Below are 26,893 nucleotides of genomic sequence, written 5' to 3'. Positions count from 1 at the left end.
TCGTACCCAACGAGTCCGCGAGCGAGAAGGGCCCGTACCAGCTGAAGATGGCGATGGCCCTCTCGGTCAACACCTACTTCGTGCAGATGGAGCAGGAGATCGGCCTCTGCGCGGTCAAGCAGATGGCCAACAAGCTCGGCATCAACGCCAAGGCCAGCGGCAAACCCCTGGAGGAGGTCCCCGCGATGGCCCTGGGCGTCGAGGAGATGAGCCCGCTGACCATGGCCAACGTCTACGCCACCTTCGCCGCCCAGGGCACCCACTGCGCGCCGGTCGCCATCAACCGGATCACCACCGTGGAGGGCAAGGACGTGCCCGTCCCGGCGAGCCAGTGCGAGCAGGTGTTCTCCGAGAAGACGGCCCGGGCGCTGAACACCGTCCTGAACGGCGTGACCGAGAACAACGGCACCGGCGCGGCGCTCAACCTGGAGGACAACCGCCAGATCGCCGGCAAGACCGGCACCTCGGACCGCAAGCGGGCCGCCTGGTTCAACGGCTACACCCCGCAGCTCGCCACCGCGGTCTGGCTCGGCGGCCCCAACGGCGGCGTCGAGATGCGCAACTTCACCTACAACGGGAAGTACCACACCGAGGTGTTCGGCGCCGACGGCCCCGGCCCGATCTGGCGCGACGCCATGAACCAGGCCCTGCGCGGAACGCCCAAGCAGTCCCTGCCGATGGCCGACATCCCGGACCCGGCCCCCAGGCCCAACCCGAACGCCACCGGGGGCGCCACCGGCCCCTCCACCACCGCGGGCTCCCCCGCCGGCGCCGGTGCGCCCGACCCGGAGCAGCAGCCCTGACCGCGCACGCCCCTCGCACCACGACGCCCCGCCGAGCAGCCGCTCGGCGGGGCGTTCCCGCTCCGTCGGCCGGGCCACCGGGCGTCGTGCGCGGGGCCGCCGGGGAGGGCGTCCGGCGCAGGAGGTCGGAACGGCCGGCCTCCTGCGCCGAGTCGGTGGGGTTCAGCCCGCCTCGGAGAAGGAACCGGCCAGGGCGGAGGTGCGGGTGAGGACCGCGACCGCGGCCAGGGCGAGGGCGGAGAGTCCCTGGAGGACGGCGTACCAGAGCGGGCAGAGGCCGGGGATCCCGTCGACCGCGACGATGGCGATCGGCAGGACGGTCGAGAGCGTGCGGAGGCGGTCGAAGGCCTGCCGGGAGCCGCCCGCGGCGTCGGAGGCCTTGCGGTGGAGGAAGGGCGCCAGCGCCAGGAAGATCACCCCGCGGATCCACATGAACGGGGTCGTCGGGTGGCCGGTGGCCGCCACGGCGGCGACCGTGCCGAGGACGACGGCGCCGCCCGCCCCGAAGAGCACGATGCACTTCTTCACCGCGGTGAAGCCGTCCTGGTGGGTCGTGGTCGCCATGGTTCTTTCCCCTCCGTGTCGTTGTGGCAACGACGCTACGGAGCGCGCGGACGGCCCGGTATGGACCCAGCCCCACGAAGAGGTGGGTCCAGACCCACCCACCCGGGAACACCGGGCGTGTCCTAGAAGTAGATGAAGGTCCAGAGCTGATTGATGCCGGGCTTGCCGAAGGTCTCGACAGGTTCGACGACCTGCCCGGCCCCCTCTGCCGCCAGGGCCGCGTTCTTGTTCTTCTCGCTCACGATCGTGGTGTGCTCCAGGCCGGTGTCCACGTACCAGCGCTGCGCGATGTTCCCGTCGTTGCACTCCTCCAGGAGCACGGGCCGCCTCACCCCGTCGCTCTTGATGCACCTGCCGGTGTCGTCGGCCGCCTCGATCGTGTAGATCCCGGTCCCTTCATGGCTCTCTCCGACCCTCTTGAACCGCCAGTCCTGGGACTTCGCGCCCAGCTCCGGAGTCTGAGTCGTGACCGCGGTGTCGTCGGGGTGGGCGAGGTTGGTGTCGTACATCTCGTCCTGGGCCTTCGCCTGGAAGGCCACGACAGGCAGCGACGCCGCCGGCGCGTCGTCGCCCGCCGCGGAAGCGGTACCGACCGCCGCAACCGAGAGCACCGCTGCCCCCGCGACCGCGCCGATCCTCCTGCTGATGCTCACGTGACTTCTCCTCGGACGTTCCCCGTGCCCGTGCTCACGGGCGCCGATGCGGGCAGGTCCTCCTGTCCGGTGGAAACGTAGCAACGCGCGGTCCGCCCACGACCCTGCCGGGGCATTGGATCGTCAACAAACAACCTGGATGCCCCAACGGCTCCGGGCCGGACGCCGCGGATCGCCCGGCGTCGGTGGCGGCCGGACCCACCACGCTCGATCGCGGCGCGGGAAGCACGGGCCCCACGGCAGTCGGCGTTCGGGCCCGAGCGGCTCGACTCCCGCCGGACGGGGTCACGCGCACACGGTTCCCGTGTCCTTCCCGACCGACCGGACGGACTCCCGGGATCCCTCCTCCGCACGTGCGAAGGCCCCCGCCCAGGGAAGGGGCGGGGGCCTCGCGGTCGTCCGACGGCTCCGGGTCAGCCGTTGGACGAGCTCCTGGGGGTACCGCCACCGGCGCCGCCGCCACCGAAACCACCGCCGAAACCGCCACCGGAGCCGGCAGCGCCTTCGACGAGCTGGCCGGCGGTGTAGCCACCGTTGGCGTCGGGGGTGCCGACGACGGTCACGCTCTGACCGGGCTGGAGGTCGGCGACCTTGCCCTCCTTGTTGAGCTGGACCTTCGTCGCGTCGCCGGTGGTGACCTTGATGGTGTTGCCGTTGCTGTCGGTCAGGTAGACGGTGGTGCCGTCGACGGCCTTGACGGTGCCCCGCGCGAAGCCGGCCTGCCCGCCCTGCCCCTGCTGGCCCTGGCCGGCCTGGCCCTGGCCCCGGCGGCCGGAGCCGCTCTGCCCGTAGCCGCTCGGGCCCGAGGCCGCGGTCGGCCGGGCGGCGGAGGACTTCCCGCTCCCCGGCGACCCGTGGTTCTGCTGGAACCAGACCCCGCCCGCGAACGCGCCGGTGGCGATCACGCCGCCCGCCAGCACCAGGCTGAGCCAGGGCAGCTTCCGCCGGGGCGGCGCGGCGAGTTCGGCGCTCACGTCCCGCGCGTCCGGCGGGGTGGCGAGCAGGGCGACCTGCTCGGCCGGGGTAGCGGCCTCGACCGTGGCGATCTCTTTGCTCATGGAGTGGGTCCTACTCGTGCCGGAGGGCGTCGATCGGCCGCAGCGAGGCGGCCCGGTTGGCGGGGTAGCTGCCGAAGAACAGCCCGATGGCGACGGCGACGGCGAACGCGCCGAGCACCGATTCGGGGATCACCACCGGCTTGATGCCGACGATGCTGAAGTGCGAGCCGGCGATCCCGGCCGCCACGCCCAACCCCGCGCCGATCACCGACAGCAGCGTCGACTCGGTGAGGAACTGCCCCAGGATCACCGCGCGCGGTGCGCCGAGCGCCTTGCGGATGCCGATCTCCCGCGTCCGCTCGGTGACCGTCACCAGCATGATGTTGGTGATCCCGATCCCGCCGACCAGCAGCGAGATCGCCGCCACCGCGCCGAGCAGCACGGTGAAGGTCCTGGTGGTGCTCTCCCTCGCCGTGAGCAGCGAGGACTGGCTGGTGATCCGGAAGTCCGCCTTGGCCGGGTCGGCGATGGCGTGCGTGCCGAGCAGCACGCGGGTGATCTCGGACTGGGCCGCCGTGGTGCTGTCCGCGGACGAGGCCTGGACCAGGATCTGGTTGACGGAGCCGAAGCCGGTGAAGGCGTTCTGCACCGTCGGCAGCGGGGCGATCACCACGTCGTCCGGGTCGGTGAAGCCGCTGCCGCCCTTGGCCTGGAGCACGCCGACCACGGTGAACGGCGTGCCGCCCAGCACCACGGACCTGCCGACCGGGTCCTCGGTGTCGAACAGCTGCTTGGCCGTCGTCGCGCCGAGCACCGCGACCTTGCGCGAGGCGAGCACGTCGTCGTCGGTGAAGTACTCGCCGTGCGCGACCTTCTGGTTGGAGGTCTCGAAGTACGACGGGTAGGTGCCGACGATCGAGCCGGGGCTGTACGAGATGTTCCCGTAGAGCGCCGTCCCGCTGGTGGTGACCACCGGGGCGACGGACTTGATCGCCCCGGTCGAGGAGTCGCTCGCCAGCGCCTTGGCGTCGGCGACCGTGAGCTTCTTCACCGAGGAGGTGGCCCGGGAGCCGCCACTGGCCGAACCGGAGCTGACCGTCAGCGCGTTGGTGCCGAGCGAGGTGATCGACTCCTTGACCGCCGCCGACGAGCCGTTGCCGACCGCCAGCAGCAGGATCACCGAGGCCACGCCGATCAGCACCCCGAGCATGGTGAGCGCCGAGCGCACCTTGTTGGCGGCCAGGCCGCCGACCGCGAAGCGGAGCGTCTGCCAGAGGATCACGCCGGCACCTCCGCGCCCGCCGGGCCGGCCACGCCCGCCGGCACCTCCGCGCCCGGCGCGAGTTCCGCGTCGGCCGCGTCCAGGAAGGGCGGCGGCCCCTCCACCGGGGCCTGCCGCAGATCGCCCACGATCTGCCCGTCCACCAGCCGCAGCACCCGCTTGGCGTGCCGCGCGACCTCGTCCTCGTGGGTGATCAGCACGACCGTGCGGCCGATGGCGTTGAGCCCGTCGATCAGGGCCAGCACCTCCTCCGTCGAGCGGCTGTCGAGGTTGCCGGTCGGCTCGTCGGCGAGCAGCATCGCGGGCGCCGTCACCAGCGCCCGGGCCACCGCGACGCGCTGCTGCTGGCCGCCGGAGAGCTCGTTGGGCTTGTGCCCGGCCCGCTCGGCCAGCCCGACGAGGGACAGCGCGGCCATCGCCCGGCGGCGCCGCTCGGCGGCGCGGACGCCCGCGTAGGCGAGCGGCAGCTCGACCTGGGCGAGGGCGGTGGTGCGGGGCACCAGGTTGAAGGACTGGAAGACGAAGCCGATCTTGCGGTTGCGGACCAGGGCGAGCTGCTGCTCGTCGAGGTGGCCGACGTCGGTGCCGTCCAGCAGGTAGCGGCCGGAGGTCGGGACGTCCAGGCAGCCGAGGATGTTCATCAGGGTGGACTTGCCGGAGCCGGAACTGCCCATCACGGCGACGTAGTCGCCCTGTTCGATGTCCAGGTCGACGCCCCGCGGCTCGCCGCTCCCGGGATCGGACGGGCCGCGCAGCGCGTGGACGGTGGCGTCGCCGTGCCCGTACGCCTTGGTGAGCCGGCGGATCCGGATCACCGGAACGGGGTGCGCCGGGACGCGCTTGTCGATGACGTGACGCATGACCGGTCTCAGCCCCTGCCGCCGCGACCGGCCCCGCCACCGGCACCGCCGGCGCCCCCGCCGCCACCCGGGAAGACCCCGCTGCCGCCGCCGGAGCCCCGGTTGCCCCCGAGGCCCGGGAAGGAGGCGTTCGGGAAGCCGTTCCCGCCGCTGGTGGTGGGGAGTTCGACCTTGTCGCCCTCCTTCAGTCCGGAGACCACCTGCACCGTGCTGTCGCCCTCGACCCCGACCCCGACGGTGACCCGCTCGGAGGCGCCGTCCGGCTGCACCAGGGTCGCGGTGCGCGAGGTGCCGGTGCCCGAGAGGGCGGAGGTGGGCAGCGAGAGCGCGTTGTCCGCCTCACCGGTGATCACCTGGACGGTGGCGCTGAGGCCGGTGCGCAGCGTGCTGGTGTCGCCGTTCAGCTGCAGCGTGGCCGCGTACTGGACGGCGGCGGAGCCGGCCGAGCCGCCGGAGCCGCTGCTGCTGGGCAGCGGACTGACGGACAGCACGGTGGCGTTGAGCTTGGTGTCGGACTGGGCGTTCAGGGTGACGGTGGCCGCCTCGCCCTTCTTCAGCTTGAGCGAGTCGAGTTCGGAGAAGTTGGCGGTGACCTGCATTCCGGTCGGGTTGGTGAGCACGATGAAGCCGCTCGGGGCGGCCGTCGAACTCGCGCCGGTGCCGCTGGACTTGGTGGTGGCGGTGCCGCTCGCGGTGGCCCCGACGGTGTCGCCCGGCTTGCCGGAGACCGAGGCGACGGTGCCGTCCACCGAAGCGGTCAGGGTCGTCCCGGCCAGCGCCGCCCGGGCGTTGGCCAGGTTGGTCTGCGCGGTGGTGACCTGCTGCTGGGCCTGGGCCACGGCCGCGTCGTCGACCTTGGTGGTGGTGATGGTGGTGGTCTGCGGGGCGGGCGTACTGCTCCCGCCCGCCCCGCGTCCGCCACCCGCGCTGCCGGCCCCGGCGCCGGGAGAGGCGGCGGAGGTGGCGCCCGGCAGCGGCTCGGTGGTCGTGGTGGTGACCCCGGCCTGGGCCTTGGTGAGGTTGGCCTGGGCCGTGGTGAGGGCCGCCTGGGCCGTGTCCACCTGCTGCTGGGCCGCCGTGGTGTCGACGGTGGCGAGCACCTGGCCCTTCTTCACGGCGTCCCCGACCGCGACCTTGACCTCGGTGAGCCGGCCGCCGGTGGTGAAGTCCTGGGCGGCGTCGGTCGGTGAGACCAGGGTGCCGGTTCCGGACACGGTGGCCAGGACGGTGCCCTTGGACACCGTCGCGGTACGGGCCACGGGCTTGGCGGAGGCCGGGCCGGAGCTGCCGCTGACCGTGGCGTACACCAGGGCCGCACCGCCCAGCAGGGCCACGCCGAGCGCGGAGTTGACGAGGACGGCGCCTCGCCGCCGTGGGAGCACCTTCATGCCGGACAGCTTCCCGGCGGGCTCTTGCGCTGCCCTGGGCGGCGGCTGGGAGGAGCCTGACCGGCCGGATCCGGGCATTGCGGACGGATCACCCGTCCCGTGCGGGCGCCTTGGCCGTCCCGTGGGCGGCCGTTGGGCGAACTCCCAGCGGGCTCCCAGCGATCTCCAGCCATCCGGGAGGGTGTTCTGAGGCCGTTCTCACGGAGCCGCGGGGTGTCCGCCCGGAGCCTCCGGCCGCCGGGCGGAAACGCCGCAGGGGCGCACTGGAGGACCAGCGCGCCCCTGCGATCAGCAGCAGGACGTCAGAGCGACTTGCGGAAGGCCTCCGCCACCGCCAGGAAGATCGAGTTGCCCTCGGCCTCGCCGATCGACACCCGCACGCCCTCCGGGAACGGCCGCACGACCACACCGGCCTCGGCGCACGCGGCGGCGAACTCCTGCGAGCGCTCACCGAGCCACAGCCAGACGAAGTTGGCCTGCGAGTCCGGGATCTCCCAGCCCTGGGCGCGCAGCCCGGCCACCACCCGGGTGCGCTCCTCGACCAGCGCCTCCACCCGCTCCAGCAGCGCGTCCTCGGCGCGCAGCGAGGCGACGGCGGCGGCCTGGGCGAGCTGGCTCACGCCGAACGGGGTGGCGACCTTGCGCAGCGCGGCCGCGACCGGCTCGTGCGCGATCGCGAAGCCGACCCGCAGGCCCGCCAGGCCGTACGCCTTGGAGAAGGTGCGCAGCACACAGACATTCGGGCGGTCCCGGTAGAGGTCGATGCCGTTGGGCACCTCGGGGTCGCGGATGAACTCGATGTAGGCCTCGTCCACCACGATCAGGACGTCGCCGGGGACGGCGTCCAGGAAGCGCTCCAGCTCGGCGCGGTGGATCACGTTGCCGGTGGGGTTGTTGGGGTTGCAGACGAAGATCAGCCGGGTGTTCGGGGTGACCGCGGCGAGCATCGCGTCCAGGTCGTGGTCGCCGTTCGCCTTGAGCGGCACCGGGACGGGCGTGGCCCCGGAGACCGTGGCGACGATCGGGTACGCCTCGAAGGAGCGCCAGGCGAAGATCACCTCGTCGCCGGGGCCAGCCGTGACGAGCACCAGCGACTGGGCGATGCCGACCGAACCGGTGCCGGTGGCGATGTGTTCGGCGGGCACCCCGAAGCGCTCGGCCAGCACGGCGGTCAGCTCGGTGACGCCCATGTCGGGGTAGCGGTTGAGCGAACCGGCGGCCTGGACGGCCGTCTCCAGCACGCCGGGCAGCGGCGCGTAGGGGTTCTCGTTCGAGGACAGCTTGAAGGCGTCGGCGCCGGCCGGCTTGCCGGGCTTGTACGTGGGGATGCCGTCGAGGGTCGGCCGAAGCCGCGGGCCCTGCGCTGACGTACCACTGCTCACGGTCGTACTCCGTTTCCAGTTTCGGAACTCTCCGGTGCGCTCGCCCGCCACGGACGGGTTCGCCTCCGTGCCCGGGACCTCGTGACGCGCCCGGACCACCCCGGTCGGGTGCCTTGCACGATACCGATCGGCCCTCACCCGTAGGAGTGAGATGCCCGGTCGGGTTACAGGCTCGGATCAGCCATTCTGCCCCGTTCCTTTGGCACATGTCAGAGGTAAGAGGCCTGGTTTCAGGCGGGTATCGAAGGGGCGCACCCCGGCTCACTCTTGGAGAAACGTATCTCCGGGGGCTCCCGATGCGCCGGTCACAGACCCTTGTCAGGAGCCATACGATCGGTCCGCCATGACAGCAGCAGCCAACCAGAGCGGTCGGCGGCCCACTACCTCACGGCGTCTGGAGCGGGCCGGCATCCGGGATGTGGCAGCAGCCGCCGGAGTGTCGATCACCACGGTCTCCGATGCGCTGAACGGAAAGGGCCGCCTGCCCGACGAGACCCGCAGCCGGGTGCGCGAGGTCGCCGAGCGCCTCGGCTACCGACCCTCCGCGGCCGCCCGCACCCTGCGCACCGGACGGTCCGGCCTGATCGGGCTGACCGTCACGACCTACGGTGAAGAGCCGTTCACCTTCACCGAGTTCGCGTACTTCGCCGAGATGGCCCGGGCCGCCACCAGCGCCGCCCTGGGCCGCGGCTACGCGCTGGTGGTGCTGCCCGCCTCCTCCCGCCACGACGTCTGGGGCAACATCGCCCTGGACGGCACCGTGGTGATCGACCCGCCCGACCAGGACCCCCTGGTGAGCGAGCTGTACCGGTCCGGCGTGCCGGTGGTCAGCGACGGCAAGCCCGGCAACTGCCCGGTCACCGCCTGGGTCGACAACGACCACGAGGCCGCCGTGCTCGGCATCCTCGAACACCTCTCGGAGGCCGGTGCCCGCCGGATCGGCCTGCTCACCGGCACCAGCACCGACACCTACACCCGGCTCTCCACCGAGGCCTACCTCGGCTGGTGCGCCAAGGTCGGGCAGGAGCCGGTGTACGAGACCTACCCCGCGCACGACCCCGCCGCCGGCGCCGTCGCCGCCGACCGGCTGCTCGCCCGCCCCGACCGGCCGGACGCCGTCTACGGACTGTTCGACCCCAACGGCACCGACCTGCTGGCCGCCGCCCGCCGGTACGGCCTGCGGGTGCCGGACGACCTCCTGCTGGTCTGCTGCAGCGAGAGCGACGTCTACGCGGCCACCGAACCGCCGATCACCACGCTCTCGCTCAAGCCGCGCAAGATCGGCACCACGGTGGTCAACCTGCTGATCGACGCGATCGAGGGAGTGGACTCCGGCACCGGCGTCGACATCGCCCGGCTCTTCCCGCCGCGGTTCCGCACCGCTGGCACCGGGCCGCCGCCGGGCACCCTGATGCCGACCGAGCTGATCGTCCGCGCGTCCTCCCAGCGCCGGAGTCCGCGCACCACCGTCAGCCCGCCGCGGCCCCCGGGCGAGGTCTAGGGCGGCGTGTCCCGCGGATCCCCTCCGGGCGGCCGACGCCCTGATCCGACGGGACGCACCGGACGCGCCCCGGACCACCGCACCGGACGCGCCCGAACCACCGCGCCGCCCGGGCGCCGAGGCCGGGGCGCGGGGCCCGGTCAGAGCTGACGAGACCGTACCGAGCCGGGACAAAACGGACCTTGCGGGCCGCCCGGCTGACGCTCCGGAGGATTGGATACCCACCAGGTGACGACGCCGGGAGAGTGGTCTTCCTATGATGGGCGAATGACACCCGAGGACCGCTTCCCCGGGCCCGAGCACCCCCACTCGGGCCCCAGCCACCAGCCGGACCTCGACGTGCTGCCGTACGGCACCTATTACGAACCCGATCCCGCCCCCGGCTATCCAGCGGCCCCCTACGAGGGCGAGGCCTACGACGGGGAGACCTACAGCGGCTACGGCGGAGCCCGCTACCTGGAGCAGCACTGGCCCGCCGACGGCCAGGGCCACACCGTGCACGCCCAGGGGATCGGCATCGACCAGACCCCGGCCTTCTCCCACCAGGGACAGGGCGGCTACGAGGACGGCCCCGGGTACGAGGGGAGCCGGGAGCAGGCCGGGTACGAGGACGGCGCCGGGTACGAGGACGGCCAGGACCAGGCCGGGTACGAGGACGGCCGGGACCAGGCCGGCTACGACGCCCGGGACCAGGGCGGCTACGAGCCCGCCCTGCCCGACCAGCCCTCCCCGGCACTCCGGCTCGCCGGCCGCGACGACCCGCCGACCATCGAGCTCGGCCCGCCGCTCCCCGACCCCGCCGCACCGACCTACCCGTACCCGGCCCCCGGCCCCGGCGAGCCGCCCGGCCCGGTCTACGTCGTCGGCGACGTGCACGGCTACCTGGAGGAGCTGCGCGCCGAGCTGCGCCACCAGGGCCTGATCGACGCCGACGGCCACTGGTCCGCCGGCCGCGCCCGGATCTGGTTCCTCGGCGACTTCACCGACCGCGGCCCCGACGGCATCGGCGTCATCGACCTGGTCATGCAGCTGGCCGCCGAGGCCGCCGCGGCCGGCGGCTACTGCCGCGCCCTGATGGGCAACCACGAACTGCTGTTCCTCGGCGCCGCCAAGTACGGCGACGAGCCCGTCCAGTCCACCGCCGGCACCGCCTCCTTCCTCGCCGCCTGGCGGCTCAACGGCGGCCAGCAGAACGACCTGGACCGGCTGGAGGCGCACCACATCAGCTGGCTCTCCCGGCTGCCCGCCATCGCGCTGGAGGACGGCCACCTGCTGCTGCACTCCGACACCACCGCGTACCTGGAGTACGGCGAGTCCATCCCCGACGTCAACGACGCGGTGCACGGCCTGCTCGCCGACGGCAGCGTGGACGAGTGGTGGGACTGCTTCCGCCGCTTCACCAAGCGGTTCGCCTTCCGCGGCGACGCCGGCCCGACCGCCGTCCACGAGCTGCTGGACACCTACGGCGGCAGCCGGATCGTGCACGGGCACAGCCCGATCCCGTACCTCACCGGCGCGGTGCACAACGACGACGGCCAGCCGCCGCACATCCCCGGCCCGTACGTGTACGCGGACGACCTCGCGGTGGCGATGGACGGCGGCGTCACCATGGAGGGACGGCTGCTGGTCGCCCGGCTGCCCATCGGCTGAGGCACCGGCCGGCCGCCGACCGGTCGTCAACCGACCACCCGTCGACCGCCCGTCGAGGCGCCGACCGGTCGTCAACCGACCGCCTTCGTAGAACAGTTGTTCCCGGCGCCCGGGGCGTCGCACGCGCGCGTCCCGGGGCGCGAAGTTCCGGAAACCGACTGTCAGCGCGGGCGCACCCGCCCCTACCATGAGGCACACCACACCCGGCCGCCCGTCCGGCGGCCCGCCTCCGCGCCCGTTCCGGCGCACCGAGGGCCGCGCGCCCCCGGAGCGCGCCGATCGGGGTCCGCACGAACGGGGTCCCCATGTCCAACCCCCCGCCACTGCTCGCCGAGGACCGCGCGGAATACGAGCGCCTCCTCACGGAAGCCCTGCGCGACCGCGCCGTCCTCGCCGCCCTGCGCGCACCGGGCGCGCTCACCACCGACCAACTGCGCCTCGGCGCGCTGCGCGAGGCCGACCGCGTCAACGCCGCGGCCGCCACCGAGTACACCCACTACACCCGGCTGCGCGAGAGCCTGCACAGCACGCCCCCGCCACCGCCCGGCAGCGGGACGGCCGCACCCGGACTGCTCACCCAGCTGCGCTCCGGGGGAGACGGCGCCGGGCTGTTCCCCGTCCTCACCGTGCTCACCCCGATCCTGGCCTGGGCCGCCGCCCTGCTCCTGCTGCTGGCCGGCTACCTGCTGCGCGCCACCGACCCCGGCCTCGGCCTCGGCCGGTCCCTGGTCACGGTCGGCTGGGTGGCGCTCGCCGCCGGGGTCGCCTCGATGGCCATCGGCATCGTCGGACTGCTGCTCACCGCCCTGCGCGACGGCGCCACCACCACCCCGGCCGGCACCGACCCGGAGCTCACCGCCGAACTCGGCGACGCCCACCGCGAGTGGCGCACCGCGCTGCGCGAGCGCGGCCTCCTCCCGTACCTGCTCGCCGCGTTGCCGCCGGTGCCCGGCCCGGACACCCGGGCCGGGCGCGACGGCCCCGACTTCAGCAGCCCCGACTTCACCGGGCCCGACTTCAGCAGCCCCGACTTCACCGGGCCCGGCTACAGCCCGCCCGCGTTCACCAGCCCCGGCGCCGACGGGCCGACCGGCCCCGAGGGCCGCGCTCCCCGCCCCGCCGCCTTCACCCCGCCCGACTTCACCGGCCCCGGGTACACCCCGCCCGACTTCACCGGGCCCGACGAGGTCCGCTGAGCCCTCCGCGCCCCCGGCGCCGCCCCGCCCGCCCGGTCACCCGTCGGCCACCACGCACAACGGCGCCGCCTCCGCGGCCGCCTCGGAGGCGATGTCCGCGGCCGCCCGGACGAAGGCGAGGACCCGGGCCGTGGAGTTGCTCTCCAGCCAGACCGGGCCGCGCTCGATCGGCGGCGCGTCGTGGATCGGCACGTACGCCACGTCCGGGCGCGGGTAGTAACGGCGGGAGTGCTCGCCGACCGGCAGCACACCGCGGCCCATCGCGACCAGGCTGAGCATCTCCGAGAAGGTGCTGCCGGACGGCCCCTTGGGCACCGGGCGGCCGGCCGGGGTGCGGTCGGGCGTGCGGTCGCGCTTGAAGCCCGCCGAGGTGACGGCCGGGAACTGCACCACCGGGTGGTCGGCGAGCACCTCGACCGACACCGAGCGCTCGGCGGCCAGCGGGTGCCCGGCGGCCACCGCGAGCACCCGCCGCTCGCTCAGCAGCACCGGCCCCCGGGCCATGCCGTCGAACGGGAAGGAGGCGACCAGGACGTCGATCGAGCCGTCCTCCAGGCTGGACCGGGAGTTGGAGAGCTGCACCTCCCGCACGTCCACCCGGCACTCCGGGTGCCGCTCACCGAACAGCGTGACCGCCCTGAGCAGCACCGGTGCCGTCCACTCCCCGAGGAACGCCACCCGGAGCTCCCCGGTGACGCCCCGGCCCGCGTCCTCCGCCCGGCGCAGCGCCGCCGCCATGGCCGCCGCCACCGGGACCAGGTCGTCGACCAACCGCCGCCCCACCGCCGTGATGCGGACCGACCGGCTGGTGCGGTCGAAGAGCGGCCCGCCGATCCTGCGCTCCAGCTTCCGCACCACCTGGCTGACCCGCCCGGTGGTCAGGTGCAGCCGCTCGGCCGTCCGGCCGAAGTGCAGTTCCTCGGCCAGCGCGAGGAGCACCTCGATCTCCAGCCGTTCCAGCATCCGCCCCACCCCTCGATCGTTGAACCAGGCTCAACGATCGTACGGCGATCGCGCGTTGATCACGCCTCCGACCTGGAGGATCGTGGACCACGCCACCAGCGGAGCACCGGAACGGAGCCGATCCCCATGCGCGTCACAGCCTTCGACCACCTCGTCCTCAACGTCGCCGACGTCGAACGTTCGCTGGCCTTCTACACCGGCCTCCTCGGCCTGGAGCCGGTCCGCGTCGACGAATGGCGCGCCGGCAAGGTGTCCTTCCCGTCCGTCCGGGTCGGCCCCGGGACCATCATCGACCTGGCCGTCGGTCCCCGCCACGAGTCCAACGTCGACCACTTCTGCCTCACCGTCGAACCCCTCGACTGGCAGGAGGTCATCGACGCGGGCACCTTCACCGTCCTCGAGGGCCCCGTCCCCCGCTTCGGCGCCCGCGGCACCGCCACCTCCGTCTACGTCCGGGACCCGGACGGCAACACCGTCGAACTCCGCTGGTACCCGCAGGACGCCGTCGGCTGAGCGGTGCCCGCCCCGGACCCACGGGGGTGGACCGGGGCGGGCACCGCGAAACACCGCCGGGGGAAGGTCAGTTCCGGCCGGCGAGGTGCTCCACCAGCCGGTCGAAGCTGGAGTTGAGCCCCGCCTCGGCCTCCGGGCCGCGGAACATCTCCGGCACGTCGACCTGGTGCAGCACCACCCGGGTACGGCCCTCGCCCAGGTCGGTGAAGGTGAGGGTGGAGCGCATCCCCGAGCCCTCCTCCAGCATCGTGAAGGACTCCCCGGCCCGGAACTCGACGATCCGGGCCTTCAGCGGGTACCGCTCGCCCGTCCCGTCGATCACCATGGTGCTGTCGTAGCGCCCGCCCTCCTCCGCCTCGATGGCCACGGTCTCCAGCGGCACGTGGGTGCCGACCGGACCCCAGAAGCGGACGAACCGCTCCGGCTCGAAGTACGCCTCGAACGCGGCGGCCGGGGCACCGGGCAGCTCACGGGTGATGGTCAGCTCGCCCAGGTTCTCGGTCATCTCGGTGTCTCCTCGGTGGTCGCACGATCGCTTGCACGGGGGTAGACCGGGGCCGCGCCGAAAACTCATCGCTCCCCGCGAAGAATTCTCGGCAGTCACCGCGCCGACGACTGCGCGGGAGGTCGACCAGGGGCCTCCTCCGCGGAGCCGCGCCGATCAGGGGCGGGCCGAGGCGAAGACCTCGACCTCGCACTTTGCCGCACCGCTGCGTTCGATCCTCGCGTCGCTGGTGACCAGCGGTACGCCCAAGGCCTCCGCCAGGGCGACGTACTGGGAGTCGTAGGCGCTGAGGTTGGCGTGCAGCGTCTTCACCCGGTCCCAGAACGGCAGGGTCTCCCGTTTGGCGATGGGAAGCATCCGGTATGCGGCGACCGCCCTCTCCGCCTCCTTCTCGGTCAGCTTGCCGCCACGCCGCATGCCGAGGAGGGCCGACTGGATCTCGTAGTCGAGGAGAGTGGGAGCGTAGACGTCCCCGGCCCCGGCCACCCGGTTGCGGATGAGCTCCCCGTCGGAACCCGGGGCAGGAATGACGAGGAGCCGCCCCGAGAGGCGGGAGCTCTCGGGGCGGCGCCGGGTGCGGTGGGTCAGTCGGCCAGCGGGAGGTAGACCCGGTTGCCCTGGGCCGCGAACTCGGCGGACTTCTCGGCCATGCCGGCCAGGGCCTCGGCGTCGAACTCGGTGCTCACGGCCGTGGAACCGTCGCCGTGCTCGTCGCGGATCTTCTGGGAGATCTTCATCGAGCAGAACTTCGGGCCGCACATCGAGCAGAAGTGCGCGGTCTTGGCGGGCTCGGCGGGGAGGGTCTCGTCGTGGAAGGCGCGGGCGGTCTCCGGGTCGAGGGCCAGGTTGAACTGGTCCTCCCAGCGGAACTCGAAGCGGGCGTCGGAGAGCGCGTCGTCCCAGGCCTGGGCACCGGGGTGGCCCTTGGCGAGGTCGGCTGCGTGGGCGGCGATCTTGTAGGTGATCACGCCGGTCTTGACGTCGTCCCGGTTGGGCAGGCCCAGGTGCTCCTTGGGGGTCACGTAGCAGAGCATCGCGGTGCCCCACCAGGCGATCATCGCGGCACCGATGCCCGAGGTGATGTGGTCGTAGCCGGGGGCGACGTCCGTGGTCAGCGGGCCGAGGGTGTAGAACGGCGCCTCGTCGCAGATCTCCTTCTGGAGATCCATGTTCTCCTTGATCTTGTTCATCGGGACGTGGCCCGGGCCCTCGATCATCACCTGGACGTCCCGCTCGCGGGCGATCCGGCCGAGCTCGCCGAGGGTCTTCAACTCGGCGAACTGCGCCTCGTCGTTGGCGTCCGCGATCGAGCCCGGGCGCAGGCCGTCGCCGAGCGAGAAGGTGACGTCGTAGCTCGCGAGGATGTCGCAGAGCTCCTCGAAGTTGGTGTAGAGGAAGTTCTCCCGGTGGTGCGCCAGGCACCAGGCCGCCATGATCGAGCCGCCGCGCGAGACGATGCCGGTCTTGCGGCGCGCGGTGAGCGGGACGTAGCGCAGCAGCACGCCGGCGTGGACGGTCATGTAGTCGACGCCCTGCTCGCACTGCTCGACGATGGTGTCCCGGTAGACCTCCCAGCTCAGCTCCTCGGCCTTGCCGTCCACCTTCTCCAGGGCCTGGTAGAGCGGCACGGTGCCGATCGGCACCGGGGAGTTGCGCAGGATCCACTCGCGGGTGGTGTGGATGTTGCGGCCGGTGGAGAGGTCCATGACGGTGTCGGCGCCCCAGCGGGTGGCCCAGGTCATCTTCTCCACCTCCTCCTCGATCGAGGAGGTGACGGCCGAGTTGCCGATGTTGGCGTTGATCTTGACCAGGAAGTTGGTGCCGATGATCGCCGGCTCCACCTCCGGGTGGTTCACGTTGACCGGGATGACGGCCCGGCCCCGGGCCACCTCGGCGCGCACGAACTCGGGCGCGAGGCCCTCGCGCAGCGCCACGAACTCCATCTCCGGCGTCACCACGCCCCGCTTGGCGTAGGCGAGTTGGGTCACGGCCACCCCGCCGCGGGCGCGCAGCGGGCGGCGCGGACGGCCGGGGAAGACGGCGTCCAGGTTGCGCAGGTTCCCGCCCCGCGGCGAGGTGTGCTTGATCCCGTCGTCCTCGGGGCGCGGCTCGCGGCCGTCGTACTCCTCCACGTCCCCGCGCTGGCGGATCCAGGCGTCCCGCAGGGCGGGCAGGCCGCGCCGCACGTCGGGCTCGTAGGACGGGTCGGTGTACGGGCCGGAGGTGTCGTACAGCGGGACGGTCCTGCCGTTGGTGAGCTGCACCTCGCGGTACGGGACGCGCAGGTCGGGGCGCGAACCCTCGCGGTGGGCCTTGCGCCAGGCCGGGGTCGGGTACCCGGTGCGCTCGCTGCTGGGGGCGCCCTGGGCAGACTGCGGCTGTGCTTCGAACGTGGTCATCGGACCTCTACTCCCTACGCCGGCATTACCCGGTCAGGTTCCTGCGGTCGACGCAGCCGTCGGTCCGTCCGTCGACGTCCCGGTCAGCGTCCTCTCAGCCCGGTGCTCCGAGCTCCCGCGTCGCAGGCGGTGTTGCCTGCACACGACGTCCAACACCGTAGCGAGCGGATCGCCGCAGGTCCAGAACGCCCCCCGGCCGCCCGGCCTTCCGCCCAGGGGCACCCCGCGGCCGGAAACGTCCGACCCCACCCCCATAATTCTCACCAATGCTCCGCAGACACTCCATCAGGTCGGGCACGGCCCACCCGGGTCGGGCACGGGCGGGAGTGTCGCGGCTTTGACGACTCTTGGGGGAGAAGTACACCGTGCGTATCCGTCACACGGCCGGTCTGAGCGCCGCCGTGGTCTCCGCCGTGGTGGGCCTGCCGCTGCCCGCGATGGCGGCCGAACCGGCCACCATCCTGTACGTCCAGGGCTCCAACGGCGCCTGCACGAACAGCGGTCAGGGCACCCAGACCCAGCCGTTCTGCACCATCCAGGCCGCCGCCGACCAGGCGCTGCCGGGCCAGACCGTGGAGGTCGCCCCTGGCACCTACGCCGAGGACCTGGTCATCAAGCGCTCCGGCGAGCCCGGCAAGCCGATCACCTTCCGCGGGGGCGGCAGTCTCCTCGAGCGCAAGTCCTTCCCGGTCATCAGCAGTGCGCAGAAGCAGCCGGTGAAGATGTCCGGCCGACACGACATCGTGTTCTCCGGCTTCAACCTGACCCACTTCGAACTCGACGCCGTCAGCCGGGTCGAGCTCTCCGGCAACTGGATCCAGCAGCCGAACGGCGACATCTTCCGGCCGGCCGTCAGCATCACCGGCGCCAGCGACGGCGTCCGGGTCGAGCGCTCGCTCGTCAGCCTGCCCCACGGCGGTGTGAAGGTCGGTCCGGGCGCCACCGGGACGGTGATCGCCGGCAACGACTTCAGCTCCACCTTCGGGTCGGCCGTGTCGGTGACCGACGCGCCGAACACGGTCATCACCCACAACACCGTGCGCTACCAGTGGAACGTGTCGACCGCGATCGAGCTGGCCGGCGCGTCCCACCACGCGACGATCACCAACAACCTGGCCGACAAATCCGTCGTCCAGGTGTCGGCGGGCTCGACCGAGGGCACCGTCCTCGACTACAACACCGTCGAGTCCCCCCTTCCCGGTAGCACCCCCGTCTACAAGTGGGGCGGCACCGACTACCTGGAGGCCCCGCAGCTGAAGGCCGCGACCGGCCAGGGCGCCCACGACCTGAACCCGTACTCGATGAGCTTCGACTTCGACCAGTTCCCGTTCTCGGTCCCGACGGCCGCGCTCGACACCTGGCAGCCCGGCATCGTGGTCGACTCCGCCGGTCCCGACGTGCCCGGCACCCCGGCCGTCGACCTGTTCGGCCACCGCCCGATCGACCACCCCGACGCCCCCAACGCCGGCCCGAACGGCGCGTTCCGCGACCGCGGCGCCCACGAGGTCGTCGGCTCCTTCAAGGCCGACCTCAAGGTGACCCCGGAGAGCGACTCCGACCCGCTGGCCGTCCGGATCGACGCCAACCCCGTCATGCCGACGCGGATCGCCAACTACTCCTACGACTTCGGCGACGGCACCACGGCCTCGGGGCCCGACCGCCCCGTCGAGCGCCACGTGTACGCCAAGCCCGGCAACTACACGGTGAAGCTCACGGCCACCGACGAGCTCGGTGCCACCCTGACGGACCAGCGGTGGTTCAGCGTCGACTACACCCCGGCCGGCTACACCGCGATCGCGCCGACCCGCGTCCTGGACACCCGTGAGGCCGGCAGCCGCTACCCGCGGCTCGGCCCCGGCGAGACCATCGACCTGGACGTCCGCAAGCCCGGCTCCGGGACCCTGGTGCCCGCGGGCGCCACCGCCGTCGTGCTCAACCTGACCGCGACCGAGGGCACCGCCAACAGCCACCTGGACGTCTACCCGTCCGCCGCCGCCCGGCCGACCACGTCGAACGTGAACTTCGGCCCCGGCCAGGACGTCGCCAACCTGGTGACCGTCCCGATCGGCCCGGACGGCAAGGTCGTGGTGCGCAACAACGCGGGCACCGTGCACGCCGTCGCCGACGTCCTCGGCTACTTCACGGCCGCCGCCCCCGACCGCTACACCTCCGTCGCCCCGGCCCGGCTGCTCGACACCCGCTCCGACGCCACCCCGCTGACCGGCGGCACCCCCCGACGCCTCCAGGTGGCCGGCACCGGCGGCGTCCCGGCGGGCGCCACCTCCGCGGTGCTCAACGTCACCGCCACCGAATCCGCCTCGGCCGGCTTCGTCACCGTCTACCCCGGCGGCACGGCGCGCCCCGCGGCCGGCTCCAACCTCAACACCGCGCCCGGCCGGAACATCGCCAACCAGGTCGTCGTCCCGCTCGGCGCGGACGGCAGCATCGAACTGTTCACCAACGCCGCGAGCTCCCACCTCGTGGTGGACGTCTTCGGCTACTACAGCCCGGACGGCAAGGGCCTGTTCACCCCCGTCACCCCGACCCGCCTGCTGGACTCGCGGGGCAACGTCACCTTCGCGCCGTTCACCAGCCAGCGGGTCTGGCGCGTGCCCGCCGGCGCGAGCGCCGCGGTGGTCAACCTGACCGCGACCGGGACCCTCGGGGCCACCCACCTCACCGCGTGGGCCACCGGGACGGCCAAGCCCGACACCAGCAACCTCAACGCCACCCCCGGGATGGACGTCTCCAACCACACCACCATCCCGGTCAGCCCCGAGGGCACGTTCGAGATCGCCAACCACGCCGGCACCACCGACGTGATCGCCGACCTCTTCGGCTACTACCGCAACCAGTAGCGGCCGCCCGGAGGCCCGTCCCGTCGACCGGAGCACACGTCGGCGGGGCGGGCCTCCGGCGTTCCCCAGGCCGCCGCGGGAACGCCCGAGGCCCGGCTCCCCCAACACGGGGACCGGGCCTCAGGGCGGCGTTGCGGGGGCGGTCGGTCAGCTCCTGGCGGCCTTCTTCACCAGGACCACCACGGCGGCGGCGATGCCGACCACCACCAGCGCCTTAATCACGATCGAGAGCAGTGCGCCGACGACGCCGAACACGAACGCGAAGACGTTCCAGGCCAGCACCAGGACCAGCACCGGGATGACGATGTTGCGCACCCAGGAGGGCAGCGACTTCCAGAGCTCAGCCATGTCGGTTCCTCTTCTCCCCTCGGGTCGGCCGCCGTCCGGTGCCGCATCCCGCTTGCTTTCGGTACTTCGATCGTACGGTGGTGCGAGTAGCGGAACGAGGCCCTACGGCCCGGAGAGAACCCCGAGATCCCCCCGACCCCGGTCCCCCGGGTGACCCCCGAAGAACGCGGGGATCCGCCTGCCGTCCGGGCCCGGCCCGGACGCCCCGTGGATACCGCGGCATCCGGAACCACCCGTGCACCAGCCTCACTTGGGGGAACCGGGCCCTGCGCACCCGTCGTACCGCCACCCTGGCCTTCCCGGCCGTCCTCACCCTGACCTGCCGGGTTCCGCCGTGTCCCCGGCCTCGCCACCCCGTCCACTGTGCCGCTCCGTCGGCCCAGCCCAGCCGGCAAGCCGCCGGCAGCGTCCCGACGGCGCCGGCGGCGGCCCGGAATTCCTCCGCCCGGGTACAACCCCCGGCGTTCCCAGACGTCCAACCAGTGCCGGAAGCAAACCCGTCCGGCACCGTCGACCTGGGGGAATCCGAATCATGCGGGCCAGAACAGCCCTGTCCACAGCCGCCCTGGCGGTGCTCACCCTCACCACCGCGGCCCTCGCCACCGTCCCGGCCGCCGCCGCACCCGTCACCGCACCGGCGGCCACGACCGCCGCGGACGTCACCGCACCGGCCGGATTCGTCGGGATGGCCCCGACCCGGATCCTGGACACCCGCGACTACAGCAAGGTCCCGGAGACCCGTACCGCCCGGCCGGTGCAGGCCGGCGAGTACTACTCGACCCCGATCGCCGTGGGCTGCCACAGCCACCCGCCGCAGGAGTGCTACGGCGTGATCCCGTCCGACGCCACGGCCGTGGTGGTCAACGTGACCGTGACCAACCCGACCGCCGAGGGCTTCGTCTCACTCGGCTCCGCCCCCGGCGCGCCGGGCACCAAGCCCGCCACCTCCAGCGTGAACTTCGCGCCCGGGCAGACCGTCTCGAACCTGGTCACGGTCGCGACCGGCCCGGTCAGCCGCTGGGTCCCGTGGCTCACCGTCTACAACAACGCGGGCACCACCGATGTCGTCCTCGACGTGGTCGGCTACTACCGGACCGCGGCGACCGACAAGTACGCCCCGCTGCGCCCGACCCGGATCGCCGACAGCCGGACCGACGGCACCGACCGGCTCAACACCAACTCGGTGCGCAGCTACCAGGTCGCCCGCCCCGAGCTGGGGACGGAGAACGCCAGCGCGGTGGTCCTCAACGTCACCGCCGTCGACGGCTACTGGGACAGCTACCTGACCGTGTACCCGAGCGGACGGCCCCGGCCCGACGGCTCGAACCTCAACTTCCCGGTGAGCACGACGGCCTCGAACCGGGTCGTGGTGCCGGTCGGGGCGGACGGCAGGATCGACGTCTACAACCACGTCGGCGGGGTGCACGTCATCGTCGACGTGGTCGGCTACTTCGGCCCCTCCGGCACCGGCCTGTTCAGCGCGCTGAAGACGCCGGTGCGGAGCTTCGACTCCCGGGTCGGGGGCGGGCCGGTGCCGGGGTCGGGCACCGTGCGGGTCCAGGCCGTCCCCACGGACGGCTCCGTGCCGAACGCCGTCGGCGTCGAGGCCAACGTCACGGCCACCGACGTCGTCGCGGACGGCCACCTCATCGTGTTCCCCGGGCCGGGCCTGCCCACGGACACCTCCACCGTCAACGTGACGACGGGGCGGACCACCTCCAACTCGGCGACCACCGCGGTCGCCGCCGACGGCACCTACTCCATCCACAACCACGGGGCCGACCTGGACGTCATCGCCGACGTGACCGGCTACTACGTCACCGGCTGACCCGGCGCCGCCCGCCCGCCCGTCGTCGTCCGGGCCGCCCCGGACGACGGCGGGCGGGCCGTTCCCGGCGACGAGCGGGCACCCGCGCGGATCAGACCGGCCAGCGCTCCCCGCGCCAGGCCGCGTCCCAGAACATCCACTCGTAGCGCGAGGTGGTCACGAAGTGCTCGACCACCTTGCGGCGCTCGGCCGCGGACAGTTCCGCGCCCAGCCGGTCGGTGAGCGCCAGCACCCGGCGGACGACCGACTGGAAGGCCTCGTCGCCGTAGGTGGAGATCCACTTGGCGTACAGCGGGTCGGGCGAGCCCTGGGCGAGCAGCGCCTCGCCGACCCGGGCGTAGATCCAGTAGCAGGGCAGCACCGCGCCGACCGCCTCGGCGAAGGACCCGCCGTACACGGTGGCCAGCAGGTAGCTGGTGTAGGCCCGGGTGGTGGGCAGCACCGGCTCGTCGGCGGCCTGCGCCGCGCTGCCGCCGAAAGCGGTCAGGAACTCGGCGTGCATGCCCTGCTCGGCGGCCAGCGCGCCGACCGCGTCGTCGGCGAAGGCCCGGACGTCCTCCTCGCCGGGGGCCTTGGCGGCGCAGACCGCGAGCGCGCGGGCGTAGTCGCGCAGGTAGTGCGAGTCCTGGACGACGAAGTGGCGGAAGGCCTCGCGCGGCAGGGTGCCGTCGGTGAGCCCGGCCAGGAAGGGGTGGGCGAGGATCTCGGCGTACACCGGCTCGATGGCCGCCCAGAGTTCTTCGGTCAGCGTCTTGGTGCTCATGACGCGACCCTAACCGGCGCGCCCCGGCGCCGGGCGGCTCAGTCCTCCGGCGGGGAGAACACCACCAGCACCCGCAGTTCCTCGGTGATGTGGTGGAACCGGTGCGGGGTGCCGGCCGGCACGTACACCACGGTGCCGCGCCCGACCGTCGCGGTCTCGGTGCCGACGGTCAGTTCGGCGCGGCCGCTGATCACCTGGTAGATCTCGTCCTGGTCGTGCGCGGTCTGGGTGTCGGTGTCGCCGGGGGCGAGCGCGTACAGTCCGGCGGACATCCGCGGCTCGCGCAGGAACCGCAGGTACGCACCGTCGTTGGCCGCCCGTTCGGCGTCCAGTCCGTCGAGCCGGAAGAGCTTCACCGCCGCCGTCCTCCCTCGTTCCCCGGGCCCTGGCGGGCCGTAGCAGGCCAGGGGCATTCAACACCACCCGGCTGCGTGTGTTCCGCCGGGGAGAGGTTCCTGACAGGCTTGGGCGGCATGAAGGGATTCGTCATCAAGATTCTGATCAACGCGGCGGCCATCTGGGTCGCCGCCTGGATCGTCAGCGGCATCCAGCTCGCTCAGGGCAAGGCCGACTGGCAGCACAAGGCGTTGACGGTACTCGGCGTCGCCGCCGTCTTCGGCGTGGTGAACTGGCTGATCAAGCCGGTGGTCAAGCTGTTCTCGTTCCCGCTGTTCATCCTCACGCTGGGCCTGATCACCTTCGTGATCAACGCCCTGATGCTGATGCTCACCTCCTGGGCCTCCGGGAAGCTGAGCCTGGACTTCCACGTGACCAACTTCGGTTCGGCGCTGGTCGGTTCACTGATCATCAGCCTCGTCGCGTGGGGCCTGCACCTGGCCCTGGACGACGACTGACCGGTGTCGTGCGGACGGCCGGAAGGGGCCCGCACCCGGGTGTTTCCACCGGGTACGGGCCCCTTCGTCGTTCCCGCGCGCGCCGACGGGAGCGCTCACCCGGCGTTCTCGCGCCCCTTGAGCAGGTCCGCGAGCTGGGCGTCGATGTCGTGTCCGGTGAACTCCTGGCCCATCGGCACCAGCCGGTCGGTCCGGGCCAGGAAGGCGATCAGCGGCGCGGAGGAGGCGCACAGCAGGGCGTCGCCGTCGGGGGAGTGCAGCACGATGCGGACTTCCGAGAGCTCTTCGCCGACCGGGCGGATGTGCACGTCGCCCTCGCCGGCCGGCCCGCTGATCCCGTCGAGCAGCAGTTCCCGGGCGAAGTACCAGGTGACCGGGGCGTCACCGGGCAGGTGGAAGGTGAGTCGGACGGCGTACGGGTCGTCGGCCTCGTACGCCAGGTCGACCGGGATGCGGAAGGAGAGCTCGTGCGAGACCACGAGGTTCATCACCAGGTGACCCTGGACTGTGCTGTGCTGCATGGCGCCAGTACCTCTCGTTCTGCCCGCGCCGTCGGTGAGCTGGTCCGATGGCGGCCGGACATGTTTTCGACGGTTTTTGTGACGGTTTATGCAACCAATCCACGTTCGATCATCATCGTCCACGTTTGGGGATGTAGTGGACAAGGTGTGCTTTTTCAAATGGTGAACGAGCCGGGGCTGGTCCAGACCAAGTGGTGTCAGAAGATGAACGACGGGCTCATCGCCCCGACGCCGCGCCGCAGTTGGCGCGCGGCGACGGCCAGCCGGTCCACCTGCTCGACCGGGAGCGACAGGGCCATCGTGGCGACCACCGGGCCTATGGTGATCGGGACGGCCGCGCAGACCGTGCCGAGCGCGTACTCCTGACGCTCCAACACGGGCATGGTCGGCCGCAGCGAGGCGAGCCGGCGCAGCACGGCGGTCTCGCCGGTGAGGGTGGACGGGGTGAGTCCGGTCGGCGGATGCCGGGCGAGGTGGTCGCGGCGCTCGTCCTCGGGCAGTTGGCCCAGCAGGCACTGGCCGATGGCATGGGCGTGCGCGGTGGACCGGAAGTCCGCCCAGGGCTCCACGGCGGGCCGGCCCGGATCCTCCACCACGTCCACCAGGTGGACCTCGCCGTCCCGGTAGAGCGCGAAGTAGACGGCCGCGCCGAGCTCGTCCCGTAACGACTGCATCCGGGTGCGCAGGTCGGGATCGCCGGACCGGGCTCGGGAGCGGGCTATGCCGTCGAGCGCCTCCCCGTGGAAGAAGCGCCCCTCGGAGCGCCGCAGGTAGCCCTCGTGGGCCAGGGTGCGCAGCAGGTGGTAGGCGGTGCCGAGGGGCAGTTCGGCGGCCCGGGCCAGCTGCTTGGCGGTCGCGCCCTGCCGGAAGCCCCCGACGGCCTCCAGCAGCCGCAGCGCCCGCTGGACGGAGCCGATCAGGGTCGGTCCGCGGTCCACCGCGGTGCGCTGCGGCGCGGCCGGTCCGGCCTCCTGCCCGATTCCGAACGGTTGTGCGATCCGATCCATGTCACCCAACCCCCAGCAGCCCGAGTCCCTCGTGCGGGTCCGTGCCCAGAGCGGGCATGCGGAACGAAACCTTCGATTTGCCCGATAGCTGCTCATTGCAGCACAACGGAACCCCGAACGGATGCACCCGACCGGGTCGGCGTTTCGACCCGGTCCCGGCGCGTTTCGACCCGTTCCCCTGGTTTCGCCCCCTCCCCGGCGCGGGAGACTCCCGCACAACGCGCCAGTCCCGGAGGTGGCCATGGGCCCCGACAACACCACCCCGCCGCCGCGCCCGGTCGTGAAGCGCACCGCGCGGGCGATCCTGCTGGAACTCGACCCGGACGACCCGTACGGCCCGGCCTCGATCGTGCTGATCCGCCGGGTGCGGCCGGACGCGCCGCACCCGTACTGGATCACCCCCGGCGGCGGGGTGGAGCGCGAGGACCGCACGGTGGTCGAGGCGCTGCACCGCGAGGTGGACGAGGAACTCGGCGGCAAGATCGTGGACGTGGTGCCCGCCTTCGTCGACACCATCAGCCACCCCCTCCCCCCGGCCACCGCCGAAGGCCCCGCCACGACCGACGGCACCCCGCCGCACCCCCACGGGGTCAAGGTGCAGCACTTCTTCGTCTGCCGGCTCGCCTCGATGGACCTCAGCCGGCGGCACGGGCCCGAGGTGACCGACCCCAACGGCGAGTACGAGGTCGTCCGGCTGCCGTTCACCCGCGAGGGCGTCACCTCGGTCAACGTGGTGCCGCCCCGACTGCGGGCGTACCTGGCGGCCAACATCGAGGGCATCCGCGCGCTCCTCGCGCCCGACCTCGGGTGATCAGCCGACGGCCGGGCCACCGACCGGGTCGTGCCGGATCCACTCGGCCGCCACCCCGGCCCGCCGCAGCGACTCCACCCCCCGCCGCACCATCGCGGGCGGCCCGCTGAGCACCGCCTCCCGGCCCGACCACGGGCCGAACCGGCCCACCACCTCCGGCAGTTCACCGGTCAGCGACCCGCCCGGCAGCAGACCTCCGGCCGTCGACCCTCCGGCCGGACCGGCTTCGGAGAGCACCGGACGGACCGTCAGCCACGGGTGTCGCGAGGCCAGTTCGCGCAGCGCGCCCAGCTCGTACAGCTCCTCGGCCCGGCGGGCCCCGTAGAACACCTCGACCCGGCGGCCGGGCACACCGTACTCGGCGGCCTCCTCGACCAGGGCCCGGACCGGCGCGATGCCGGTGCCGCCGCCGAGGCAGAGCAGGTCCCGGCCGGCCGTGTGGTCGACGGTCATCTCGCCGGCCGCCGGTCCGAGCCGCAGCACGTCCCCGGGCACGGCCCGGTGGACCAGGGCGTTGCTCACCCAGCCCGCCTGGACGGCCTTGACGTGGAAGGTCAGCAGCCCGTCCCGGCGGGGCGCGCCGGCGAAGGAGTAGTGCCGCCAGACCCGCGGCCACCAGGGCGTCTCCAGCACCGCGTACTGCCCGGCCCGGAACGGGTACGCCTGGTCCGGCCGGACGGTGATCGCCGCGACGTCCCGGGTGCGGCGCTCGTGCCGGACGATCTCGCCCTGCCACCAGGGCGGCGAGGTGCGGGCGTCCTCCTCGGCGGCCTCGATCATCACCGCGGCGATCATCCGGTAGGCGCGGCGCCAGGCCGCCTCGGCCTCGGCGTCCCAGCGGTCGCCCGCGTACCGGGCCAGCGTCCCCACCAGGCACTCCTCCACCGCGGCGTAGTGCCCGGCCGACGTGCCGTACCGGCGCTGGCCGCGGCCGAACTCGGCCAGCATCGCGCGCAGGGCCGCCGGCCGGTCGATCTCGCGCACCACGTCCACCAGAGTGCGGAACAGCAGGGCGCGGTGGACGTCCATGGCCGCGGGGAAGAACGGGCGCAGCTCGGGGAAGCGCAGGAAGAGCAGCGCGAAGAAGTGCGCGGTGGCCCGGTCGGCGACCGGTTCGACGGCGGCGAGGCCGGCCCGGACCAGCTCGGCGTCCCGGGCGGTGAGCGGGGACTGCCCGGCTGCGGACACGGCCCGCACCGCCATCGAAGAACTGGGCGATGCCGTCTGTGCACTGGGGTTCGTCGTC

26 protein-coding genes and 1 riboswitch are annotated in these 26,893 nt (G+C 72.9%); of the genes, 9 read left to right on the top strand and 17 right to left on the bottom strand.

Going from position 1 to position 26,893, the window contains the following annotated elements; genetic code table 11:
• Positions 1-803, top strand: an 803-nt coding sequence (locus AB0E96_RS16445) for a penicillin-binding transpeptidase domain-containing protein (RefSeq protein ID WP_359823722.1), incomplete at its 5' end; no start/stop codon positions are given.
• Positions 804-965: 162 nt separating this feature from the next.
• Here AB0E96_RS16445 and AB0E96_RS16440 read toward each other — a convergent pair.
• The 7 genes from AB0E96_RS16440 to hisC form a co-directional block, all read right to left on the bottom strand.
• Positions 966-1,367 carry a hypothetical protein gene (locus AB0E96_RS16440; RefSeq protein WP_359823719.1) on the bottom strand — a complete coding sequence of 134 codons (402 nt, stop codon included), beginning with the start codon at positions 1,365-1,367 and terminating at the stop codon, positions 966-968.
• A gap of 122 nt (positions 1,368-1,489) precedes the next feature.
• Positions 1,490-2,020 carry a hypothetical protein gene (locus AB0E96_RS16435; protein WP_359823716.1) on the bottom strand — a complete coding sequence of 177 codons (531 nt, stop codon included), beginning with the start codon at positions 2,018-2,020 and terminating at the stop codon, positions 1,490-1,492.
• A 413-nt stretch (positions 2,021-2,433) separates the two neighbouring features.
• Complete coding sequence (locus AB0E96_RS16430) at positions 2,434-3,078, bottom strand: hypothetical protein (protein ID WP_359823714.1); 645 nt, start codon at positions 3,076-3,078, stop codon at positions 2,434-2,436.
• Positions 3,079-3,088: 10 nt separating this feature from the next.
• On the bottom strand, positions 3,089-4,300 hold the full coding sequence (locus tag AB0E96_RS16425) for an ABC transporter permease (protein ID WP_359823711.1): 1,212 nt from the start codon (positions 4,298-4,300) through the stop codon (positions 3,089-3,091).
• Entirely contained in the window at positions 4,297-5,160 is an 864-nt protein-coding gene (locus tag AB0E96_RS16420) for an ABC transporter ATP-binding protein (RefSeq protein ID WP_359823709.1), read from the bottom strand. The genes AB0E96_RS16425 and AB0E96_RS16420 overlap by 4 nt, the downstream gene beginning before the upstream one ends.
• 8 nt (positions 5,161-5,168) lie before the next feature.
• Positions 5,169-6,548 carry a biotin/lipoyl-binding protein gene (locus AB0E96_RS16415; protein WP_359823707.1) on the bottom strand — a complete coding sequence of 460 codons (1,380 nt, stop codon included), beginning with the start codon at positions 6,546-6,548 and terminating at the stop codon, positions 5,169-5,171.
• 302 nt (positions 6,549-6,850) lie between these two features.
• Positions 6,851-7,930 carry a histidinol-phosphate transaminase gene (gene hisC, locus AB0E96_RS16410; protein WP_359823704.1) on the bottom strand — a complete coding sequence of 360 codons (1,080 nt, stop codon included), beginning with the start codon at positions 7,928-7,930 and terminating at the stop codon, positions 6,851-6,853.
• Positions 7,931-8,273: 343 nt separating this feature from the next.
• Here hisC and AB0E96_RS16405 point away from each other — a divergent pair, with 343 nt between their 5' ends.
• The 3 genes from AB0E96_RS16405 (at position 8,274) to AB0E96_RS16395 (ending at position 12,277) form a co-directional block, all read left to right on the top strand.
• Positions 8,274-9,431 (top strand): LacI family DNA-binding transcriptional regulator, encoded by a 1,158-nt coding sequence (locus AB0E96_RS16405; RefSeq protein ID WP_359823701.1) that lies wholly within the window; start codon positions 8,274-8,276, stop codon positions 9,429-9,431.
• 267 nt (positions 9,432-9,698) lie between these two features.
• A complete protein-coding gene (locus AB0E96_RS16400; protein ID WP_359823698.1) occupies positions 9,699-11,081 on the top strand; it encodes a metallophosphoesterase in 1,383 nt (460 codons plus the stop codon).
• Positions 11,082-11,386: 305 nt separating this feature from the next.
• Positions 11,387-12,277 carry a hypothetical protein gene (locus AB0E96_RS16395; RefSeq protein ID WP_359823696.1) on the top strand — a complete coding sequence of 297 codons (891 nt, stop codon included), beginning with the start codon at positions 11,387-11,389 and terminating at the stop codon, positions 12,275-12,277.
• Positions 12,278-12,313: 36 nt separating this feature from the next.
• Here AB0E96_RS16395 and AB0E96_RS16390 read toward each other — a convergent pair whose 3' ends face one another.
• Positions 12,314-13,240 (bottom strand): LysR family transcriptional regulator, encoded by a 927-nt coding sequence (locus AB0E96_RS16390; protein WP_359823694.1) that lies wholly within the window; start codon positions 13,238-13,240, stop codon positions 12,314-12,316.
• 126 nt (positions 13,241-13,366) lie between these two features.
• Here AB0E96_RS16390 and AB0E96_RS16385 point away from each other — a divergent pair, with 126 nt between their 5' ends.
• A complete protein-coding gene (locus AB0E96_RS16385) occupies positions 13,367-13,753 on the top strand; it encodes a VOC family protein (protein WP_359823691.1) in 387 nt (128 codons plus the stop codon).
• 67 nt (positions 13,754-13,820) lie between these two features.
• Here the strand turns inward: AB0E96_RS16385 and AB0E96_RS16380 are convergent, their stop codons facing one another.
• The 3 genes from AB0E96_RS16380 to thiC all read right to left on the bottom strand — a co-directional run bounded on the left by AB0E96_RS16380 (position 13,821) and on the right by thiC (position 16,657).
• Positions 13,821-14,258, bottom strand: coding sequence for an SRPBCC domain-containing protein (locus AB0E96_RS16380; protein WP_359823688.1), 438 nt, complete (start codon positions 14,256-14,258; stop codon positions 13,821-13,823).
• A 156-nt stretch (positions 14,259-14,414) separates the two neighbouring features.
• Positions 14,415-14,786: a type II toxin-antitoxin system VapC family toxin gene (locus AB0E96_RS16375; protein ID WP_359823727.1), complete on the bottom strand. Its 372-nt coding sequence runs from the start codon at positions 14,784-14,786 to the stop codon at positions 14,415-14,417.
• 56 nt (positions 14,787-14,842) lie between these two features.
• Entirely contained in the window at positions 14,843-16,657 is a 1,815-nt protein-coding gene (gene thiC, locus AB0E96_RS16370; protein WP_359823687.1) for a phosphomethylpyrimidine synthase ThiC, read from the bottom strand.
• Positions 16,652-16,786: riboswitch (TPP riboswitch) on the bottom strand. Its footprint overlaps the gene before it by 6 nt.
• 236 nt (positions 16,787-17,022) lie before the next feature.
• Here thiC and AB0E96_RS16365 point away from each other — a divergent pair.
• Positions 17,023-19,515, top strand: coding sequence for a PKD domain-containing protein (locus AB0E96_RS16365; protein ID WP_359823685.1), 2,493 nt, complete (start codon positions 17,023-17,025; stop codon positions 19,513-19,515).
• Between the two features lie 147 nt (positions 19,516-19,662).
• Here the strand turns inward: AB0E96_RS16365 and AB0E96_RS16360 are convergent, their stop codons facing one another.
• Positions 19,663-19,863: a DUF5326 family protein gene (locus AB0E96_RS16360; RefSeq protein ID WP_359823683.1), complete on the bottom strand. Its 201-nt coding sequence runs from the start codon at positions 19,861-19,863 to the stop codon at positions 19,663-19,665.
• A gap of 532 nt (positions 19,864-20,395) precedes the next feature.
• On the opposite strand from AB0E96_RS16360, the gene AB0E96_RS16355 reads away from it, so the two are divergent.
• Positions 20,396-21,691 carry a hypothetical protein gene (locus AB0E96_RS16355; protein WP_359823681.1) on the top strand — a complete coding sequence of 432 codons (1,296 nt, stop codon included), beginning with the start codon at positions 20,396-20,398 and terminating at the stop codon, positions 21,689-21,691.
• 91 nt (positions 21,692-21,782) lie between these two features.
• Here AB0E96_RS16355 and tenA read toward each other — a convergent pair whose 3' ends face one another.
• Positions 21,783-22,454, bottom strand: coding sequence for a thiaminase II (tenA, locus tag AB0E96_RS16350; RefSeq protein WP_359823679.1), 672 nt, complete (start codon positions 22,452-22,454; stop codon positions 21,783-21,785).
• A gap of 38 nt (positions 22,455-22,492) precedes the next feature.
• The gene (locus AB0E96_RS16345; protein ID WP_359823677.1) at positions 22,493-22,810 is read right to left on the bottom strand and encodes a cupin domain-containing protein; all 318 of its coding nucleotides are present in this window, start codon (positions 22,808-22,810) and stop codon (positions 22,493-22,495) included.
• A 117-nt stretch (positions 22,811-22,927) separates the two neighbouring features.
• Here AB0E96_RS16345 and AB0E96_RS16340 point away from each other — a divergent pair, with 117 nt between their 5' ends.
• Positions 22,928-23,308: a phage holin family protein gene (locus tag AB0E96_RS16340; protein WP_359823675.1), complete on the top strand. Its 381-nt coding sequence runs from the start codon at positions 22,928-22,930 to the stop codon at positions 23,306-23,308.
• A 95-nt stretch (positions 23,309-23,403) separates the two neighbouring features.
• Here AB0E96_RS16340 and AB0E96_RS16335 read toward each other — a convergent pair whose 3' ends face one another.
• Both AB0E96_RS16335 and AB0E96_RS16330 read right to left on the bottom strand, forming a co-directional pair.
• Entirely contained in the window at positions 23,404-23,796 is a 393-nt protein-coding gene (locus tag AB0E96_RS16335; RefSeq protein ID WP_359823724.1) for an SsgA family sporulation/cell division regulator, read from the bottom strand.
• A 230-nt stretch (positions 23,797-24,026) separates the two neighbouring features.
• Entirely contained in the window at positions 24,027-24,836 is an 810-nt protein-coding gene (locus tag AB0E96_RS16330) for a helix-turn-helix domain-containing protein (RefSeq protein WP_359823674.1), read from the bottom strand.
• Between the two features lie 241 nt (positions 24,837-25,077).
• Here AB0E96_RS16330 and AB0E96_RS16325 point away from each other — a divergent pair, with 241 nt between their 5' ends.
• Positions 25,078-25,647, top strand: coding sequence for an NUDIX domain-containing protein (locus tag AB0E96_RS16325; RefSeq protein WP_359823671.1), 570 nt, complete (start codon positions 25,078-25,080; stop codon positions 25,645-25,647).
• On the opposite strand, the gene AB0E96_RS16320 is transcribed toward AB0E96_RS16325, so the two are convergent.
• Entirely contained in the window at positions 25,648-26,835 is a 1,188-nt protein-coding gene (locus AB0E96_RS16320) for a globin domain-containing protein (protein ID WP_359823668.1), read from the bottom strand. It abuts the gene before it with no gap.
• Positions 26,836-26,893: the final 58 nt, after the last annotated feature.

This window comes from Kitasatospora sp. NPDC036755 (genome assembly GCF_040636595.1).
Lineage (GTDB): Bacteria > Actinomycetota > Actinomycetes > Streptomycetales > Streptomycetaceae > Kitasatospora.
This window is presented reverse-complemented; position numbering and strand designations above follow the sequence as displayed.